Consider the following 19,381-nt stretch of genomic DNA (forward strand, 5'->3'; position numbering starts at 1 on the left):
TTAAAAACAGAGATTAAGTAGCTTTATTTAAGAGCTAAATTAAACATTGTTCGTCTTTAATGATTAGTTATTTAGTTTTGTCCAACCCTCTTTATAAATACATTTAATAACAAGATTATTAAAAAAAGTACCCCAAAAATCGCAGCTATAATTTCAGTAACCTTATCATTATTATCCTCTTTATTATCTTTATTAATTAGTTTTCTATATTTAGCTTGTATTTCTCTTTTTTTATCATTAGTCGATTTCATATTAACCCCCTCTTGATTAGATTTTTACATTCGATTAAAGTTTAAGGATTTATCATTCTTGTTCAACTTCAATGAGTTTTATTAGCACATCTATAAAATATCGAAAAGATATTTTATAGATGTGTAGTTATATGAGAGATAAAATAACAGGCAGCGTTATTAAACTAGCTAATGTACTAAATAAAGTCGCACTAGAAACAAAATCTGGTTCTGTTCCATATTGAACAGCGTAAAGTGTCGTGTTTGCTGCAGCTGGCATTCCAGCAAGTAGGATCATGATTTGCTTTAATAGCTCATCTACTGGCAAAATGAATGTCAGAAGCCAGGCAATAACTGGCGAGACAATTAGCTTTAATAACAAAGAGATGGATAAAGGTCGATAGGCAATTTTTCTGACACTTACATTAGCGAGCTGGATGCCCAATACAAGCATCACAGTTGGTATAGCTGCATTTCCAACTAGTTTAATAGCTTCTAGCATTGTTTCTCCAATCGGTATTTGCAAGGAATGAAAAATAGTACCTAATATCGCCCCATACATAACAGGTACCTTTAGCACTTTCTTTAAGGTATCTGTTCCGTTCCCGTCGTCAACAGAACCTTTCGCTGCATAGTAGACACCTATCGTCACCATGATTAATTGTTGAATAACCATTAAAATAACTGCATAATGTAAGCCAGGCTCACCGAACACGAATAAAACAAGTGGTGTGCCATAATTGCCGTTGTTCATAAATGCGGAAGATAAAATCATCCCACATGTCTTCCTAACCGAATACCCTCTAAAATAGCCAATAACATAAACAATAGCAACAATACCTAACACTAAAGTTAATGCATAAAGCGTCATATACAAATAGTCCATTGTAAAAGTTGTTTCATAAAATACACTAAATGACAATAATGGTGTCATTAAATAAACAGATACAGCTGATACAGATTTAATGTCAATATGAAGCTTCTTTTGCCCAATAAATCCAACAGCGAAAATAAAGAAAATCGGTAATAAAATACTTAAATACTCCAATATCATCATCCAATCTACCTAATGTATGGCTTCATCTAAAAGTAGAGTCTACACTTTCTAGAATTTTTCCACCCTGCTGTTAGTTTCTGACTTGCCCATCTCCATAAATGAAGTATTTAACAGATGTTAATGCATTTAGTCCCATTGGTCCCCTTGCATGAAGTTTTTGTGTACTTATGCCAATCTCCGCTCCATAGCCGAATTCAAATCCATCTGTAAATCTAGTACTAGCATTATGGTAGACTGCTGCTGCATCCACTCCTGCTAAAAAAGTAGTTGCATTTTCTTTATTCTCGGTAATGATTGCTTCTGAGTGTTTTGTTCCATATTTATTAATATGATTGATTGCATCCATAACTCCTTTTACAACCTTTATACTAATCTTTAAAGCAGAATATTCTGTATACCAATCATCTTCTGTCGCTTCTATTGCTGTTTCATATGCAGCACAAACTGTTTGATCACCGTAAATTTCGACTCCTCTATTGTCTAATGCTTGTAATAGCGATAATCCATTTTGCTTAAACCATTTTTCTTCTATTAAAATAGTTTCTAGAGCATTACAAACAGATGGGCGCTGAGTTTTTCCGTTTAAGCTGATTTTTTTTGCCATGTCGATATTAGCTGTTTCATCGATATATAAATGACAATTTCCAGCCCCAGTTTCAATAACAGGAACAGTTGCTTCTCTTACTACTGTTTCAATTAACCCTTTTCCACCACGAGGTATTAAAACATCTAAGAATTCTTTTAAATGGAATAGCTCTTTTGCCGTTTCCCTGCTCGTATCCTCGATTAATTGAACAGCTTCTTTAGGCAAAGCTGATTTTTCAAGTGCCTTATGAATGGAATGAACAAGTGCTATATTTGATTCCTTCGCTGAAGAACTCCCTCTTAAGACAATACTGTTTCCTGTTTTCAAGGCAAGGCTTGCCGCATCTATGGTAACATTTGGCCTTGCTTCATAAATCATGCCCATTACTCCAATTGGAACTGTTTTCTTCAGTATTTTTAGACCATTATCTTTTTCTATTTCTTCCACTACTACACCCACTGGATCCTTCAGCTTCACTAGCTCCTTTAAAGCGGAAGCCATATCCTTCATTCTTTTTTCATCCAGCATAATTCGATCTAATATAGAAGAAGTAAGACCGTTTTCTTTTCCCTTTTCAAGATCGACCTTATTCGCTGCCATAATCAAGTCTTTATCTTCTAATAATTGATTACTAATTAATAATAATGCATCATTCTTTTCATCTGTTGATTTATTTAATAATTGATAGCTTGCTTTCTTTGCTAATTCACCTTTTTGATAAACCTCTCCCATTTTCATCTCTCCCTTGTCAAATTTTCACCCATTTATCACGGTGAATTACTTCCAATTTCGGATTTTTATCCAGTCTTTTTTCTGCCGTTCTTTGTGTGATGATTTTTTTTAATTCTTCAGAAGAGTAAAGCACTTCACCTTTTCCAATAATGCCATTTATACCAAATACCTCTACTACATTCCCTTTTTCAAAAATACCTTCTACTTTATAAATCCCTGCTGGTAATAAACTACTCCCATTATGAACCAAAGCAATTTCTGCCCCTTCATCGACATACAAGCTTCCTTGTACGGTGGAATGCAGTGAAATCCATTGACGATTACTATTAATCAATGTTAACGCATCGGAACCAATATAAGTTCCATCCCCATTACCATCCATAATATCAATTAACTTATTTTCACCCGATCCTTTTCCAATGAATACCTTTACACCTAATGACAATGCTGTTTCTGCTGCAATGAGTTTTGATTTCATACCTCCTGTTCCAACCTTTGATCCACTACCTTTTGCTACGTTTTTCCATACTTCTGTAATTTCCGGCAAATAATCAATTCGTTTTGCTGTTTGGTCTTCTTTCGGATTCTTGTTATACAAACCATTAATATCTGTAAGAATAATCAATTGATCTGCATGTATAAGACCACTAACGAGAGCGGATAACATATCATTGTCTCCAAATGTTAATTCTTCTACAGATACAGTGTCGTTCTCATTAATAATAGGCAAAATATTTCTTTCTAATAATTCTGTAAGCGTGGAATAGGCATTTCGGTATCGATCTCGCTTGGAAAAATCGTTGCGCGTTATTAAAATTTGTGCTGGCACTATGCCATACTTACTTAATTGTTCATTATAGCTTTGAATTAATAAGCTTTGACCAACAGCAGCTGCAGCCTGCTTTCCTTTGAGTGTGACTGGTCTTGCCGGATAGCCTAATTTTGCAAAACCAGCCGCGACAGCACCAGAAGAAACTAATAATACTTCATGGCCACTATTGTTTAAATTGGCAATGCTTGCAATATGGTCCCCTAATTTTGATTGGTCGATTGCACCCTTTGAATCTGTGAGAGAGCTGCTTCCGATTTTTACGACAATCCTTTTTTTCTCCATGTTATTTCCTCCGAACTTTAGTAAACCTGCGCCTATTTTTACAAAGAAATAGAAAAAAGCCCTTTTCATTTCCTTATAAAAGGACGAAAAAGGGCTTTCCGTGGTACCACCTTTATTGAATCAATTCAAACAATTGATTCCACTCTGTCTGATAACGCAAGAAATGCGCCTATTGTAATAGGACTTGAAAGGTAGGTTCTGTGAACTTTTATAATGAAGTCTTTCAGCTTATAAACTTCACTCTCTTTTATAAAAGCGTCTCACATACTAGTCCTTTCGCTTCGTTCATTTTTCTTTTTACTTATTATAAGCAGTTTTTTCTGTGGTTTCAATTGTTTTTTTATTTATCGACCAGAAAAAATAATTTTTAGTGTGAAGAACAGAAAAACTAGTTTTTTATTTCTGCAGCTTCTCTATTTAGAGCCCATTTTCTTATTGCATGGGCTACTCCATTTTCATTATTTGTTAAGGTTACAACATCTGCTGTCTCCTTTACAAAGTCCTGAGCATTTCCCATTGCCACTCCTATGCCAGCTTCTTTAATCATGCTAATATCGTTCAGGCTGTCTCCAGCTGCCAATACCTGATCCATTGAGATATGTAATAGCTCACATACTTTTTTGAGGCCTCTTGCTTTATTAATTCCTAATGCATTTACCTCAATATTTACAGGGGATGAATTACTGATTTCAAAACATTTCTTCTCTTGTAAACTGTTCAAAACCTTTTCTCTAATTTGATTATCTTCAATATGAAAACCAAACTTTAGCCACTCTAATTCTCTTACATTTTCCGGCATCTCATCAAACCATAATTTATCACAGCTAGTTGCCCACATTTTTGCTTTGTGTTGCTGTGCTAGGCCCCACATCCATTGGATATGATTGGCATCCACAAGATTTCTTTCAATTAAATTTCCCTTTGTATCCCAAATTTCACTACCGTTTACTGTAACTAAATATGATTTTAATAAAAGACTTTTTGCGTGATCCTTACAAGTAGCAAGAGAGCGACCTGTACTTAACACAACATGTAATCCATTATCGTGGGCTTCTTTAATTGCTTTTCGGTTTTCCTCTGGTATTTCCCCTTTTTCATTCAATAATGTCCCATCCATGTCAAGAGCAATCAGCTTAATGTCCTTATCTTCCAACTTTTTCGTCACTTTGCTTTTCCTCCTAATTTTTATATTTAGAAGTGATAGCCAAAAAATACGACTGACAGAATACCACTTTCTTAAGGCCCTAGCTTCATATCTTGCTTAGCCAAAGCATCTTTTTTTACTATGTAAGATGATTACTATTTAATCTTGTTTACTGTTTGGACAAATAAATTTCATCTTACATGCCATTCATTTTTATCAACACTTTATCTACAAGCATTAATTCCTACATATTAACATAGTATAACGATTTCTTTTGAAAAAGTAAAAAATTCCGATAACTCCAAATAAACTTCATATAGTTATTACATTCTTAACATATCTTTCATGATTGAAATAAATATTCAGTCACAAAAACCATGATTATGCTTCAATGCTACTATTTATGTGTATTTTCTTACTCGAATATACACTATGCAAAATCATCCCAAGCATTACAAAACAAATACCGAGAAGACTAATAGAGGTTGGTAAAGGAGAAGATAAAAAGATTATTTCACCAAACAAAGCAAATAAAACTTCCAATGATTGTGTTGCTTCTACAGCCCCTAATTTAACCATATTGTCTTTAACTAAGTCTGTTGCTGCAAAAAATAATACCGTCGCAATAATACCAGAAAATACTGCCACGATTGCTGATTGACCTACCTGCTGCTTTCCAGGAAGCCCGACTGTTAATACACCAATAATAGATAATAGAATCCAAAATGGAAGACTTGCAATTGTCATTCCTAATACACGTTGAAAAACATCTAATCTATCATTACAAAGCTCCATCATCTTTCGATTCCCTAACGGATACGCAAATGATGCAATAAGTATAGGAATAAGACAAAATAAAGCATCCTTTAGAGAAATAGATACAGCAAATTCTAATTGCATAATGATGACTCCAACAACGATTAAAATGGAAAAAGTTAAACTTTTTAACGGTATTTTTTTTCGAACTGATTGAAGATTTCCATCTCTTCCAATCTTATTTTCATAAAATAAAGGTGTGAGAAATATGCCAGAAATGATTGTAAGCTGCCAAGTACCCGCCACAAGCCAACCTGGTCCATATGCACCCGCAAAACAAATCCCAGCGTAAAAGAAACCAAAACCAACAGTACTCCATATTAACCAAGAAGCAGGATTTTCTTTTAACTCTTGCCATACAACCATTAAGTTATTTCTACACACCACAATTAAAATTAAGAGTGGCAACATAAAAAAATAACGTAAAGAGGCACTCCATAACCAGCTTCCTCCACCTATTTCCATCGACTGATTCAACACAAATGTAAACGCAAAAAATAGCGCTGCAAATATCCCTAAAATAATCGGTCTCAATAATTTACCCCTCTCTTTAATCGAATAACCCAATAACTTATATCCAATATATCGCATATTGAATATTTATCCTAGTGTTTTTGTAAATTGAGTTTTCTTTATGTTGTCGAGTAAAAAATAATAACAATCCGTGATCAAGGATAAAAGGAACCCAATAAGGTCTGTACTATTATAAGTACAGACCTTAAACTTAACGCTGATATTGTACACGATGAAGGTTAGCGAAAATCCCGTTCTGTGCTAATAATTCATCATGCTTTCCTTCTTCTTCTATCCCATTTTCTGTAACTACAACAATGCGATCAGCGTTGCGAATGGTCGCAAGGCGATGTGCAATCACTAGTGTTGTACGGTTTTGAGCTAGCTCATTTAATGAATTTTGGATAATTAATTCCGTTTCTGTATCAAGTGCAGAAGTCGCTTCATCTAATATGAGAATGGGCGGGTTTTTTAGGAACATCCGAGCAATAGCGATTCTTTGCTTCTGTCCACCTGACAGCTTCAATCCTCTTTCACCAATCTGCGTTTCATAACCATCTGGCAATTTAAGCACTAAATCTTCGAGATGTGCTCTTCTAACTGCTTCATGAATTTCTTCATCTGACGCATTTAAATTACCGTAAGCAATATTTTCTTTTAACGTACCTGTAAATAAAAATACATCCTGCTGTACAATTCCAATTTGCGATCTTAATGATTTCATCGTCATATCACGAATATCCATTCCGTCAATCTTGATACTCCCACTATTCACATCATAAAAACGAGGAATTAACGAACAAATCGTCGTTTTACCGGCACCAGAAGGTCCGACAAAAGCAATCGTTTCACCAGCAGTTATGGACAAATTAATATTTTTCAAAACAGGATTACTGTCATAACTAAACGTTACATCCTGTAGTGTAATATCTCCCTTTAATCCATTTACTTCTATTGCATCTTTCTTATCTAAAATCTTTGGTTCTGAATCTAGCAATTCTAAGAAACGCTTAAATCCAGCCATTCCCTTTGGATATAGTTCTAATATGGCACTAATTTTATCAATTGGTTTTTGCAATATATTTACAAACAAAATGAAAGATACTAGTTCCCCGATTTTCATTTGATCATGAAAGGTTAGCCAAGCACCAAAGACTAAAACTACTAAAGTAAAGAATCTCATTAACATATATACAGAAGAAGACGTAAGCGACATTACTTTATATGCACCTATTTTTGCCTTACGGAATCTTCTATTATTTACTGTAAATCTAGAAATTTCATAGTCTTCATTTGTAAAAGATTGAACTACACGTACACCAGAGACACTATCTTCCACTCTAGCATTTACATCTGCAATATCCCCATACATATGGCCCCATGCCTTATTCATGCTTTTGTTACAGTATGTAATGAGCCAAACTAGAATTGGAACGATAAAGATAACAATTAATGCTAGTTTTATATTAATTGTAAGCATAATCCAAAATGCACCAACAAATGTCATAAAAGCAATAAATAAATCCTCAGGTCCATGATGGGCAAGTTCTCCTATATCAAATAAATCATTGGTAATACGACTCATGATATGGCCAGTTTTTGTATTATCAAAAAAAGAAAATGATTGTCTTTGCACATGGGTAAATAATTGGCCTCGCATATCTGTTTCAATATTTATCCCAAGTTTATGGCCCCAATAATTGACTATGTATTGAAGAAAGGTACTTGTTACATATAATAGCAGTAATCCCACACCTACGGATAAAATCGTGCCCCAATTTCCTTCTGGAAGCAAATCATCAATATACCAAGAAACCGCAAGTGGAAAAGCAAGCTCTAATAGTGCAACAACGATTGCACTTGAGAAGTCGAGCGTAAATAATTTTTTATGTGGTTTATAATATGAAAAAAAACGTTTAATCATAATTTATCTCCTTCACACCTAACCTTTCTAATTTGTTATCCTCTTTTATCATTCGTTCCAGTTACTACATAAACGATATACTATCATACCATTTACGTAGTTTCTGTCTGCATCGAACAATTCTTTTCTTCTTTTTTACATTCACCTATATTGAGAATCATTATTGATTATAGTAGTTATTTGCAATTTCCACAAGATAAATATTTGTCCACTTCTTAACGGACAGTAAAAATCTGCCTGCAAGCTTTATGCGATTTTGAAGATAGTTGGTAAAAGTTCAACTGTCCGTATAGCTCCGACTGCTTCTACTATCATCAGTGAAAACATAACTTACGAATGGAAGTTTCAGTTTATATATCCGACATAAATCAAGCGAAATACCTTACAAAATAGGAGAATGGTCTGATTGTTTAATTATTCAATAAAATGGATAAAAAGTTATTTAGTAAATATTCATTATTTTTGCACTATTCTATCAATTTCTGTTTTTATCCACACTCCTTTTTAGTATAATAATAGAAAAAGATAATTTTCTATTACTTATATAAATTTCCTTTAGCCTATTTTGGTATATAAACTGCGACTAATATGTCTTAACATCCATTCTATCGTTTATTAAAGGAGTGTGTTTTTTTGGATTATCATTTATTGACCTTTGTGACAGTTGCTGAAAAACTTAATTTTACTAGGGCAGCAGAAAGCTTACATATTACTCAATCTGCAGTAACGCTTTCCATTAAAGCACTTGAAAAAAAGTATAATGTTACCTTTTTAGACCGAACGAATAAATATGTAAGACTAACAAAAGCAGGCGAATTATTTTATTTTCATGCAAAGAAAATTTTATCTGAGTACAAAGAAGTGAATAATTTGATTGATTACCTCTCTAAAACGAAAAGCCGTCCACTTTCCATTGGCTCTAGCTTCACATTCGGAGAATATTTACTTCCGAAAGTAATTGCAGACTATATAAAAAAAGACAAGAAACATGATAATCCTATGATAAGTATAAGAAACTCGAATCGCATTATCGATCAATTGCTACATGGAGAAATTGATTTAGGAATCATTGATAGTCATTTGAAACATCATCCACATTTAAGCATAACACCATTTAAAGAAGATGAACTTGTCATTATCGTTAGTAAAAATCATCGTTTTGCCAGTCTTTCATCCATAGAATTAAAATATTTGTATGATGAGACTTGGATACTTAGAGAAGAAGGTTCAGGAACAAGAGAAGTAGTAAATCAGTTTTTTCAAAACCAAAACTTTGATCCACCGAGTGTTCGCTCATTTGGAAGCACACAAATTATTAAAGAGTCTGTGGAAGCTGATTTAGGGATATCGATTGTTTCTAAATATGCAGTCCAGAAAGAAATGTTTATGGATACCCTTAGTATATTACGTATTAAAAATGTCCCAATCATCAGATACTTTTCCTTTATCGTTCCTGAATTTTCCTTTAAACAGCATGCTGTTTCCCCTCTTATCACCGAGCTAACGAAGGAAAATAAGCTATATCAAAATCTTTCATATGGTGAATAATCTTTTAAAAGGGCTGAACTTTTCGAACAGCCCTTTTACGGATGAATTTCTTCCCTTCTATCTCTCGAAATCATTTCACTACTTATCAAACAGATTAGGCAAAAATCCTCCCTCCTTATTCTGAACCAGAATGAAGAAGAGAGGATTCCACCTTTTAAATAGCAGATAATGTGTTTCCTTTTTTACTTGCAGCAATCAGTTCCTTTATTTCCTCTAACTTGTTCTCTGAAAAAAGTTCCACGATTCTACTTCCAACGATTACGCCATCACAATATTCTGTCATACTTGTAACATGCTCTGGAGAAGAAATGCCAAATCCTGCTAGGACTGGGATGGGACTTACTTCCTTAACCTTTAGTAAATGTGTACCTAAATGTTCTTGGAAGCTAGTTCTCGATCCCGTTATACCGTTTACCGTTACGGCATATAAGAAGCCATTTCCTTTTTTTGCAATGTTTTCAATTCGATCTAACGGACTTGTTAATGTCACTAATCGGATTATTTCAACATGATGCTTTGCAGCTAATTTTTCTATGATTACTTCTTCTTCTACCGGTAAATCAGGGACAATCAGTCCATTTATTGATGCTTTTTCACAGTCTTGGAAAAATGCCTCTACTCCGTATGCTAATATAGGATTTAAATAGGTCATCATCACAAGTGGAATAGTAGTTAACTCTCTAAAAGATTGAATCGATTCAAATACACCTTTAAGTGTTGTTCCTGCTTGAAGGGAACGGATGCCTGCGGCTTGAATAATCGGTCCATCTGCTACAGGGTCAGAGAAAGGAATGCCTAATTCAATGGCAGTTGCTCCTGCTTCTTCAAGAAAAAGCACTTTATCCTTCAACGTTTCAAGACCACCGTCTCCAGCCATTATATATGGAACAAACGCTTTATCTCCTTTTTCAAGCCCCTCATGAAAGGCTTCTCGAATTGTCTTCATTTTTATTCCCCCATTCTTTCCATCACTGTATTTACATCCTTATCTCCTCTACCAGACAAGCAAACAATAATCCCTTTTTCCTTATCCATCTTAGCAGCCAGTTTTACTGCATAGCTAATTGCATGAGCACTCTCTAATGCAGGAATAATCCCTTCCACTTTACAAAGAAGCTGCAGTGCTTCAAAAGCTTCATCATCGGTGATTGATTCATAGGTTGCACGTCCAATATCATGAAGATAGCTATGCTCAGGACCAATACCTGGATAATCTAAGCCTGCAGAAATTGAATGTGCTTCTTGAATTTGCCCATCATCATTTTGTAGCAAATACATATAAGAGCCATGTAATACACCTGGTTTCCCTTTTGATAAGGAAGCAGCATGCTTTTCCGTACCAAGACCATGTCCCGAAGCCTCTACTCCATATAAAGCAACACTTTCATCCTCGATAAACGGATAAAAAATACCCATTGCATTACTGCCGCCACCAATACAGGCAACGATCGCTTCTGGAAGATTTCCGACTTTTTCAACGTATTGTTTTTTTGCTTCTTTCCCAATGACACTTTGAAAATCACGGACCATCATTGGGAATGGATGTGGTCCCATTACAGACCCTAAAATATAGTGAGTATCAACAACATTTGTTACCCAATAGCGTAAGGCTTCATTACAAGCATCCTTAAGTGTGGCACTTCCAGAAGTAACGCCAACTACTTTTGCTCCTAGTAATTCCATTCGGAATACATTCAGCTTTTGCCTTCTAATATCCTCTTCCCCCATAAAAATCGTACATTCTAAGTTTAATAGCGCACAGGCTGTTGCTGTGGCAACACCATGCTGTCCAGCTCCTGTTTCCGCTACAACTTTCTTTTTGCCCATTCTTTTTGCCAGTAATGCTTGGCCTAAGGAGTTATTAATTTTATGAGCTCCTGTATGATTCAAATCTTCTCTCTTTAAATAAATTTTTGCGCCACCAGCGTATTTTGTTAGATTTTCTGCAAAATAAAGGGGTGTTTCTCTTCCGACATAATCCTTAAGCAAATTATTTAATTCCTTATGAAAAGCTGGATCCTGCTGCGCTTTCTTATATTCTGTTTCAAGTTCTGTTACTGCCTGCATCAATGTCTCTGGTACGTATCTACCTCCATACAACCCGAAATGTCCTCTTTTATCTGGAAACGCATATGTTTCTGCCATGATAGCTCCCTCTTTTCTTAAATATGAACTGTTTTTCCAATTTGTAAAAAATTCTTGATTTTCGCTAAATCTTTCTTTCCATCCGTTTCCACTCCACTGCTAACATCCACCATAAAAGGATTGGTTATTTGGATGGCTTCAGCTAAGTTTGATATATTTAATCCGCCAGCAAGGATAATTTTCTTTTGGCCGAAGTCATAATTTTTAATTATGCTCCAGTCAAATGCTATTCCATTTCCTCCATGATACTTTCCTCTTGGACTATCTAGTAGGGCATATTCACATGGAAAAGCAGTTACTTGTTGAAGATCTTCTTTGGATGATATACTAAATGCCTTAATTATTGGCAAAGAAAAGCTTGAAGCAAATTCTGGCGTTTCATCTCCATGAAGCTGAATTGTATTAATACCTGATAATTTCACAATTTTCTCTATATTATCTTTAGTCTCATTGACAAATACGCCCACCTTCATTAAATCATTAGAGAGAGTATCAATAATTTCTTTCGCCTTTTCTGGATTTATTTTCCGTTTACTATTCGCAAATACAAAGCCTAATGCATCCGCTCCATATTGAACGGCACATGCTGCTGCATCTTTTGTTGTAATGCCACAAATTTTTACTTTCACTTTATCTCAAGCCCCCAAAGATACTTTCATTTCTTTGATTTTGCTTTCAAGGTCTGTTGCTTTCATAAAGGTCTCCCCAACTAAAACAGCATTCGCTCCACTAGATGTAACCTTTAAAATATCATCAAATGTGGCTATACCACTTTCGCTAACCATGTATCTGCCACTATTCTTAATTTTCCCAGCTAATTTTTCGGTTGTTTCCAGTGATACTTCAAATGTTTTTAAGTCTCTGTTATTCACACCAATTAACGGAGCATCTGTTTTTAAGGCTCTTTCCAATTCTTCTTCATTATGAACTTCAAGCAATACTTCCAGCCCTAATTTCGTTGCATACGTATATAATTCATGTAGCTTTTCGTCCTCTAATGCAGCTGCTATTAGTAATATGAGGTCTGCACCATATGCTTTAGCGAAATCGATTTGAATCTTATCAACAATAAAATCCTTGCATAGAATGGGCAAATTAACCGCTTCTCTCACTTTTGCCAAATCCTCGTATGATCCTTTAAAAAAGGGGGCATCTGTTAACACAGAGATAGCATCTGCACCATATAATTCATACATTTTAGCTTGTTCCTTTGGATCCTTCTCCACATTGATATCTCCCTTTGATGGAGAAGCCCGCTTAAACTCAGCAATTACGGATAATGCTTCTGCCTGCATTATTTTATTTAATAACGATCTTCTTTCCTTGCTTTGAACGACTGTCTTCAACTCTTCTTTTCTTTTATATAATTCTTCAATCGTTTCGCTTTTTTTTGCAATAATTTTATCCAAGATGGTTTCCACTTTATATCCCTGCCCCTTCGAATTCTTTGCTTGTCTCCACTAATTGATTTAATTTATGAAGTGCTGCTCCTGAATCAATACTTTCCTTCGCTGCATTTACTCCTTCGATAATACTGTCAGCTCTTCCTGCCGTATAAATACCGATGCCTGCATTTAAAAGTACCGTATCACGATAAGCACCCTTTTTCCCCTTTAAGACATTCCATAATATTGTGGCATTTTCCTTTGCGTCTCCTCCACGTATTTTTCCATTTGTATAATAAGGGAGGTTTACATCTTCTGGATTAAGGATCGTTTCCTCTATTTTTCCATTTTGCAAAATCACCAGTTGATTATCACCTTGTAAAGAGGCTTCATCCATTCCGCCTGCACCATTTAAAACAACAGCTCGCTTTCTGCCTAATTTTTTTAAACTTTCAGCAAAAGTTACAAGTAAATCACTTCTATATATTCCTAATACTTGCGTTTCAAGGGATATTGGGTTTGTTAATGGTCCAATTAAATTAAAAATCGTTGGAAGCTTTAATTCTCTTCGAACCTTCATAATTCTGCCCATTTTCGGTTGAACATGCTGAGCAAATAGAAATGTAATTCCTACTTCTTCTAATTGACGAATATTCTGTTCTGGAGTCACATTTAGTTTTATTCCTAGTTCTTCTAAGACATCTGCACTTCCTGTTTTACTAGAAATACTGCGATTTCCATGCTTAGCTACAGGTATTCCTGCTCCTGCTAAAACAAATGCTGAAGTGCTGCTTATATTAAAGCTTTGAGATCTGTCTCCACCAGTACCACAGTTATCAATACAGCCCATTATTGTTTCGGAAAAAGGGAGAGTCTGTTTTCGTACAGCATTTACGATACCGACTATTTCCTCTACTGTTTCTCCCTTCATTTTTAAGCTTGTAATAAAAGCCGCAATCTCTGTATCTGTTATTTCATCTGAAAAAAGGAGGCTTGCCGCATTTTCCATTTCAGCTTCCGTTAATGATTGATTCGCCATTAATTTTTCTACGTATTCTTTCATCTTTGAACTTCCTTTCCAGTTTCCATGATAAAATTTTTCAACAACTGTTTTCCGCAGTCAGTCCCTATTGACTCTGGATGAAACTGATAGCCATATAACGGATACTTCTTATGCTTTATCGCCATAATCTCGTTGTCGTCTGTTGAGTTAGCCAAGACTTCGAATTCCTCATTTAATGTATCCTTCTTAATAACAAGAGAGTGGTATCGCATCACTTCCGGGTCTTCTATATTTCGAAAAACGGAGTTATTTGTTACCTTTAATTTCGATGTTTTCCCGTGCATTACATTAGAGGCTTTTACTACTTCTGATCCAAATGCATATCCAATTGCCTGATGTCCAAGACAAATGCCAAGAATCGGAAACTCCTGATAAAGAGTTTGAATAAGCTCAATTAAAATGCCTGCATTTTCAGGTCTACCTGGTCCAGGTGAAAGAACAATCCGTTCTGGATTTAAGCGACGAATTGCCTCAATCGAAATTTCATCATTTCGAACAACCGTAATCTCTTCCCCTAATTCTCCTAAATACTGAAATAAGTTATACGTAAAAGAGTCATAATTATCGATTAATAAAATCATGCTGTTCCTCCAAGAATAATTTTAGTTTATGAATCGTTTCCTCATATTCCTTTACTGGAACAGAATCATGCACGATCCCTGCACCAGCCTGAATGTATGCCTTTTTGTCTTTAATAACCATTGTGCGAATTGCTAGGGCAAAGTCCATGTTTCCATTTTTTGAAAAATAGCCAACAGCCCCTGAATAGACTCCTCTTTTTGTTCCTTCTAATTCATTGATAATCTGCATAGCACGTATTTTAGGAGCTCCTGATACTGTCCCGGCAGGTAAACAAGAAACAAGTGCATCTACACATTTGAAATCTTTCTTTAATTCTCCGCTTACCTCTGAAACAAGATGCATAACATGCTTATACTTTTCTACTTTGATATACTTATCAACAGAGATACTACCAAAACCACTAACTTTTCCAACATCGTTTCTTGCTAAATCAACTAGCATTTTATGCTCTGCTAATTCCTTTTCATCTACCAACAGCTCTTGCTCTAGCTTTATATCTTCCTCCAACGTCGCCCCTCTTGGCCTCGTTCCAGCAATTGGATTTGTTATTACTTTTCCGTTAACTGCTTTAATTAAGCTTTCGGGTGAACTTCCAAGCACTGCATACTCCTCAAAATCGAAAAAATACATATATGGTGACTGATTTTTAATGCGAAGTTTTCGATAATAAGAAAAAGCAGATCCCTCTATTTCAGCAGTCATCCTTTGGGATGGAACTACTTGGAAGATATCCCCTTCCAAAATATAATCCTTTGCTTTGTTAACCTTCTCGATAAATTGCTCTTTCGAAATGCTTGCCTGAAATGGAGTTAGTTTCACTTCCGGTAAGTCCTCTTTATAAGGAGCAGTGACCTCTAGCTTTCTAATCTGCAGTCGAAATCTTAGCTCTTGTTCTGTTGTCGTTTCCTTTAATGGACTTGCAACCAAATAAACTTTTTGTTCTAAATGGTCAAAAATTACTAAATCTTCAAAAAACATAAGATGCACATCTGGTATTCCTATTTCATCCTTAGCGTCTGGACCGATATATTCATATTGCCTTATATTGTCATAGCCTACATAACCGAATGCTCCTGCATTTACTGGCAAGAAATGAGGAAGTTCTGCTTGATTTTCTGGCAAGAATTCTTTTACCAAATCAAGTGCCCTTTCTTTTCTTATTTCTCGTTTATCTCCATCAAGAATCATTGTTTCAAAACCACTTCCAATAAGCTCAAATGTTGGATTACATCCTATGATGGAATATCGTCCTGAATCTTCATGTTTTAGAGAGCTTTCGAGCAGGAATTTCTTTTTTCCAGATAGTCTTTGATAAATCCCTATAGGCGTTAATGTATCTCCTTGAATTTCATCTATTAATAAAATATTGGTTTTCATCATTAAATCCTCCTTGTTTGACGCTTTTTATTAAAACATTGAATATTAGCCAACAAAAAAAGTCCCCTATCTGCATGATTCTTTTGCAGATAGAGGACGATTAATTAACCGCGGTACCACCTCAGGTTAGAGTGATTATTCACTCTCACTTTTCGAGTACAATTTATACTCTATCCCGATAACGGAGGATACCGTTGAACCCTACTATATTTTCAGATTCACACTCAGAAGTCCATTCAGTATAAGGAATGTATCGGTTCACACCAGCCACCGACTCTCTTTAACATCGTGTTTATACTTACTACTCTTCTTCATTGCTTTTGCAGTATTAGTTATTTTTTTATAAAACAAAAAGGGCCTCTCTCCTATAAAAAGGACGAGAGACCCGTGGTGCCACCTTCATTAGCTTAATAATTTAAGCTCACTTTAAGAAATCCGTCGAAATACAACTAAATTTCTGTCTCTTGTAACGATGAGACGTTCGCTAAAGCCTACTACAAAAAATTGGTTCGGTTTAGAAGCTCAGAAGTCCATTCTCTTTATCGTCCACACTGGTTTGCACCAACCACCAGCTCTCTGAGGTTTTCAATAAAGGTACTACTCTTCTTCATTGCCGTTCGATATGTTACTTATATGATATGGAACTATATAATAAAAGTCAACTATTTTCCACTAAAAATTTTAATTGATTTTTTCAAGCGCTTTTTTATAGCGGTTTTTCCAATCCTCTGCTAATTGTTCGATTTGTAATATCGTTAACATCGCATCTTTATTTTTACGATCTAGAAGCATCACTTTCGTTGCATCCCAAACGGACACTTTATCTTGGGGACGTTCTATTAATTGAAAGCTTGAATTCGCATTTACCATTCCTTCTTCGATAACTTTTAGAAAATAGCCCGTATAACAAGTTTCCACTATTCTGCTTAAAAATGTGTCCACTTCATTATATTTTGAAATAGTAGAACAAGGAACCCTTCCTTGGGTTACTTGTACAATCGCTTTCCCTAAAGAAAAGATATCGCCAATATATGTATTATGTTCCGTAAATTCTGTTCCACAAATATTTTCTCCAAAAGCAGGTGGATTAAGCTTTATTTTAAATTCCTCTTCCCACTTTTTATAATGTTCAAAAGGATAATAGCATACCGCTCTTTCTTTCCCACCATGAAAAGCCTTATTCGCAACACCATCGCCAACAAAGCCATCAACTGTTAATAACACTTCTTCCACTTTCTCTTTTCCAATTGCCGAATGAACCATTTTATCTTTCCATGTAAATGCTTTTTCTTTACCAATGCTTAAAGCAATAACTTCCCCCACTTTTACACACCACCATCATTTTTATTTCATCATATCATATTAGTTAAAGAAAAGAAGAAAGGAGTTGGCAAAAGTGAAATAACCATTTTTTGGAGGGAGAAAATCGCGTTAATTTTTATCTCACCTGTACATATTAACTATAGTTAACTATTTGAAAGCAGGGAGAATGAAAATGGATCATGTAAATGATGAAAAAAGAATAGGTAACCTTACAAATAAAATGCACAAGACAACTAAGAAACAAAATGTAAAGGTTTCTAAAATGTCGATATTCTCACTTTCTTCCATCCCGTTAGTAATGACCCTTGGAAATAGCATGCTGATTCCAGTATTGCCATCAATTGAACAAAAGCTGAATATATCCTCTTTTAAAGTAAGTATGATTATTACTGTATATTCTATTTTAGCGATAATATTGATACCCGTAGCAGGCTATTTATCGGATCACATCGGTCGAAAACGGGTGATTATTCCAAGTTTAATTATCGCTGGGATTGGTGGGGTCATTTCAGGAATTGCTGCATGGTTAATAGATAATAGCTATTGGGTCATTCTTCTCGGAAGAGCACTTCAAGGTGTTGGTGCAGCTGGAGCATTCCCAATTGTATTACCATTAGTAGGCGATTTATTTAAAAACGAAGAAGAGGTGAGTAGTACATTAGGGATTATTGAAACAGCCAATACATTTGGAAAAGTACTTAGTCCAATCCTAGGAGCATTTTTAGCAGGATTTATATGGTATATCCCTTTTATGTCTATTCCTGTCTTTTGTTTCATTTCCATCGTTTTAATAATGATCTTTGTTAAATCACCAAAAAGTAAAGAAAAGCCTTTACCGTTCAAAGAATTTATTCAACATACGAAAGAAATATTGCACCAAGACAAAAAATGGCTGTACGCCATTTTCTTTATTGGAGCTATTGTTATGTTCGTTTTATTTGCGGAGCTGTTTTATTTATCAGATATATTGGAAAAGCATTATCATATTAAAAATATTAAAAAAGGGCTATATCTCTCCATGCCGCTCGGAGCATTATGCCTTACTTCCTACATTACTGGAAAAAAAATAAAAAAAGACAAAAATTTAATGCGCTGGATAACATTTATTGGCTTACTAGCGATAATTACTGGAACAATTGCTCTCAATTTTTCAGAAAAAATGTGGTTCATTATTATCTTCCTTACGTTTGCAGGTATCGGAATTGGAGGAAGCTTACCCCCTCTTGATGCCTTAATAACAGAAGGGATTGAAAAGGAAGAAAGAGGAACCATCACAAGCATTTATAGTAGTATGCGCTTTATTGGAGTGGCAGCTGGACCACCTATTATGGCTATTTTAATGAAGCATATGGAGCACTTTCAATTTTATTTGCTTTGCGCGATTACTTTAATCGCTGCTGTTGCTGCTTTCTTTCGTTTAAAACACATTGATGAAACAAAAACGAATTAAAATAAGTTTATATAAATATTTAACCAATGAAGGCACATACATAATTGTACTTCATTGGTTGTTATTATTGAAAAACAAACACTTATAAAAACATACAAAAGAGACTGGGACATAAACATTTCAGCTAACAATAAATACTAACGATTGTGCGGTAAGTTTACATGATCGTTCGTATTTATATTTTAGAAAAAGGTTTAAAAATGAAGTGAAATGGAGCGGANGACGGTCGACTCCTGCGGGAAATAGAGGAAAGGCTGAGACCCCGCAGCGCAGCGAGGAGGGCACTGAAAATGTCTAGTTCTGCAAATTAAATGAGGTTATATTTATTTGAAAGCAAATAATAAGTTAGTTTGGAGAGGTGTCCGCTCGACTCCTACGGGAGATGCGAGAAA

The 19,381-nt window shown here is 35.1% G+C and carries 17 protein-coding genes and 3 other annotated features; of the genes, 2 read left to right on the plus strand and 15 right to left on the minus strand.

Going from position 1 to position 19,381, the window contains the following annotated elements:
- Positions 1 to 71 precede the first annotated feature (71 nt).
- The 7 genes from ADJ83_RS22120 to ADJ83_RS22150 form a co-directional block, all read right to left on the minus strand.
- The gene (locus ADJ83_RS22120; RefSeq protein WP_031536774.1) at positions 72 to 251 is read right to left on the minus strand and encodes a hypothetical protein; all 180 of its coding nucleotides are present in this window, start codon (positions 249 to 251) and stop codon (positions 72 to 74) included.
- 127 nt (positions 252 to 378) lie between these two features.
- Positions 379 to 1,278 carry an AEC family transporter gene (locus ADJ83_RS22125; protein ID WP_031536773.1) on the minus strand — a complete coding sequence of 300 codons (900 nt, stop codon included), beginning with the start codon at positions 1,276 to 1,278 and terminating at the stop codon, positions 379 to 381.
- A 79-nt stretch (positions 1,279 to 1,357) separates the two neighbouring features.
- Positions 1,358 to 2,605 carry a glutamate-5-semialdehyde dehydrogenase gene (locus ADJ83_RS22130; RefSeq protein WP_031536772.1) on the minus strand — a complete coding sequence of 416 codons (1,248 nt, stop codon included), beginning with the start codon at positions 2,603 to 2,605 and terminating at the stop codon, positions 1,358 to 1,360.
- A 16-nt stretch (positions 2,606 to 2,621) separates the two neighbouring features.
- A complete protein-coding gene (proB, locus tag ADJ83_RS22135; RefSeq protein ID WP_031536771.1) occupies positions 2,622 to 3,719 on the minus strand; it encodes a glutamate 5-kinase in 1,098 nt (365 codons plus the stop codon).
- A gap of 76 nt (positions 3,720 to 3,795) precedes the next feature.
- Positions 3,796 to 4,010 (minus strand) — a binding site (T-box leader).
- 97 nt (positions 4,011 to 4,107) lie between these two features.
- Positions 4,108 to 4,884 carry a Cof-type HAD-IIB family hydrolase gene (locus ADJ83_RS22140; RefSeq protein WP_031536770.1) on the minus strand — a complete coding sequence of 259 codons (777 nt, stop codon included), beginning with the start codon at positions 4,882 to 4,884 and terminating at the stop codon, positions 4,108 to 4,110.
- 360 nt (positions 4,885 to 5,244) lie between these two features.
- Complete coding sequence (locus tag ADJ83_RS22145) at positions 5,245 to 6,213, minus strand: multidrug resistance efflux transporter family protein (protein ID WP_031536769.1); 969 nt, start codon at positions 6,211 to 6,213, stop codon at positions 5,245 to 5,247.
- Positions 6,214 to 6,403: 190 nt separating this feature from the next.
- Positions 6,404 to 8,116 (minus strand): ABC transporter ATP-binding protein, encoded by a 1,713-nt coding sequence (locus tag ADJ83_RS22150; protein ID WP_031536768.1) that lies wholly within the window; start codon positions 8,114 to 8,116, stop codon positions 6,404 to 6,406.
- 633 nt (positions 8,117 to 8,749) lie between these two features.
- On the opposite strand from ADJ83_RS22150, the gene ADJ83_RS22155 reads away from it, so the two are divergent.
- Entirely contained in the window at positions 8,750 to 9,664 is a 915-nt protein-coding gene (locus ADJ83_RS22155) for a LysR family transcriptional regulator (RefSeq protein WP_031536767.1), read from the plus strand.
- Between the two features lie 154 nt (positions 9,665 to 9,818).
- Here ADJ83_RS22155 and trpA read toward each other — a convergent pair whose 3' ends face one another.
- From trpA to ADJ83_RS22195, 8 genes are all read right to left on the minus strand, one after another.
- Positions 9,819 to 10,610, minus strand: a complete 792-nt coding sequence (gene trpA, locus ADJ83_RS22160; protein WP_031536766.1) for a tryptophan synthase subunit alpha — start codon at positions 10,608 to 10,610, stop codon at positions 9,819 to 9,821.
- A 2-nt stretch (positions 10,611 to 10,612) separates the two neighbouring features.
- On the minus strand, positions 10,613 to 11,809 hold the full coding sequence (gene trpB / locus ADJ83_RS22165) for a tryptophan synthase subunit beta (protein WP_031536765.1): 1,197 nt from the start codon (positions 11,807 to 11,809) through the stop codon (positions 10,613 to 10,615).
- A 17-nt stretch (positions 11,810 to 11,826) separates the two neighbouring features.
- Positions 11,827 to 12,438, minus strand: a complete 612-nt coding sequence (locus ADJ83_RS22170) for a phosphoribosylanthranilate isomerase (protein WP_031536764.1) — start codon at positions 12,436 to 12,438, stop codon at positions 11,827 to 11,829.
- 6 nt (positions 12,439 to 12,444) lie between these two features.
- A complete protein-coding gene (trpC, locus tag ADJ83_RS22175) occupies positions 12,445 to 13,230 on the minus strand; it encodes an indole-3-glycerol phosphate synthase TrpC (RefSeq protein ID WP_031536763.1) in 786 nt (261 codons plus the stop codon).
- Position 13,231: 1 nt separating this feature from the next.
- Positions 13,232 to 14,257 (minus strand): anthranilate phosphoribosyltransferase, encoded by a 1,026-nt coding sequence (gene trpD, locus ADJ83_RS22180; RefSeq protein WP_031536762.1) that lies wholly within the window; start codon positions 14,255 to 14,257, stop codon positions 13,232 to 13,234.
- Positions 14,254 to 14,838: an anthranilate synthase component II gene (locus ADJ83_RS22185; RefSeq protein ID WP_031536761.1), complete on the minus strand. Its 585-nt coding sequence runs from the start codon at positions 14,836 to 14,838 to the stop codon at positions 14,254 to 14,256. The genes trpD and ADJ83_RS22185 overlap by 4 nt, the downstream gene beginning before the upstream one ends.
- Positions 14,819 to 16,216 carry an anthranilate synthase component I gene (gene trpE, locus ADJ83_RS22190; protein ID WP_031536760.1) on the minus strand — a complete coding sequence of 466 codons (1,398 nt, stop codon included), beginning with the start codon at positions 16,214 to 16,216 and terminating at the stop codon, positions 14,819 to 14,821. The genes ADJ83_RS22185 and trpE overlap by 20 nt, the downstream gene beginning before the upstream one ends.
- An 89-nt stretch (positions 16,217 to 16,305) precedes the next feature.
- Positions 16,306 to 16,540 (minus strand) — a binding site (T-box leader).
- Between the two features lie 45 nt (positions 16,541 to 16,585).
- Positions 16,586 to 16,836, minus strand: a binding site (T-box leader).
- Positions 16,837 to 16,897: 61 nt separating this feature from the next.
- On the minus strand, positions 16,898 to 17,539 hold the full coding sequence (locus ADJ83_RS22195) for an MOSC domain-containing protein (RefSeq protein WP_031536759.1): 642 nt from the start codon (positions 17,537 to 17,539) through the stop codon (positions 16,898 to 16,900).
- Between the two features lie 172 nt (positions 17,540 to 17,711).
- Between ADJ83_RS22195 and ADJ83_RS22200 the strand changes: the two genes are divergently transcribed.
- On the plus strand, positions 17,712 to 18,989 hold the full coding sequence (locus ADJ83_RS22200; protein ID WP_031536758.1) for an MFS transporter: 1,278 nt from the start codon (positions 17,712 to 17,714) through the stop codon (positions 18,987 to 18,989).
- Positions 18,990 to 19,381: the final 392 nt, after the last annotated feature.

Origin of the sequence: Bacillus sp. 522_BSPC (assembly GCF_001076885.1) — a bacterium.
Lineage (GTDB): Bacteria > Bacillota > Bacilli > Bacillales > Cytobacillaceae > Niallia > Niallia hominis.

Bases quoted from the DNA above. Each gene is read 5' to 3' on its own strand.
- trpE (WP_031536760.1), bottom strand. From the start codon at position 16,216: ATGAAAACCAATATTTTATTAATAGATGAAATTCAAGGAGATACATTA.
- ADJ83_RS22130 (WP_031536772.1), bottom strand. From the start codon at position 2,605: ATGGGAGAGGTTTATCAAAAAGGTGAATTAGCAAAGAAAGCAAGCTAT.
- trpA (WP_031536766.1), bottom strand. From the start codon at position 10,610: ATGAAGACAATTCGAGAAGCCTTTCATGAGGGGCTTGAAAAAGGAGAT.
- ADJ83_RS22200 (WP_031536758.1), top strand. From the start codon at position 17,712: ATGGATCATGTAAATGATGAAAAAAGAATAGGTAACCTTACAAATAAA.
- ADJ83_RS22185 (WP_031536761.1), bottom strand. From the start codon at position 14,838: ATGATTTTATTAATCGATAATTATGACTCTTTTACGTATAACTTATTT.
- trpD (WP_031536762.1), bottom strand. From the start codon at position 14,257: ATGAAAGAATACGTAGAAAAATTAATGGCGAATCAATCATTAACGGAA.
- proB (WP_031536771.1), bottom strand. From the start codon at position 3,719: ATGGAGAAAAAAAGGATTGTCGTAAAAATCGGAAGCAGCTCTCTCACA.
- ADJ83_RS22120 (WP_031536774.1), bottom strand. From the start codon at position 251: ATGAAATCGACTAATGATAAAAAAAGAGAAATACAAGCTAAATATAGA.
- trpB (WP_031536765.1), bottom strand. From the start codon at position 11,809: ATGGCAGAAACATATGCGTTTCCAGATAAAAGAGGACATTTCGGGTTG.
- ADJ83_RS22150 (WP_031536768.1), bottom strand. From the start codon at position 8,116: ATGATTAAACGTTTTTTTTCATATTATAAACCACATAAAAAATTATTT.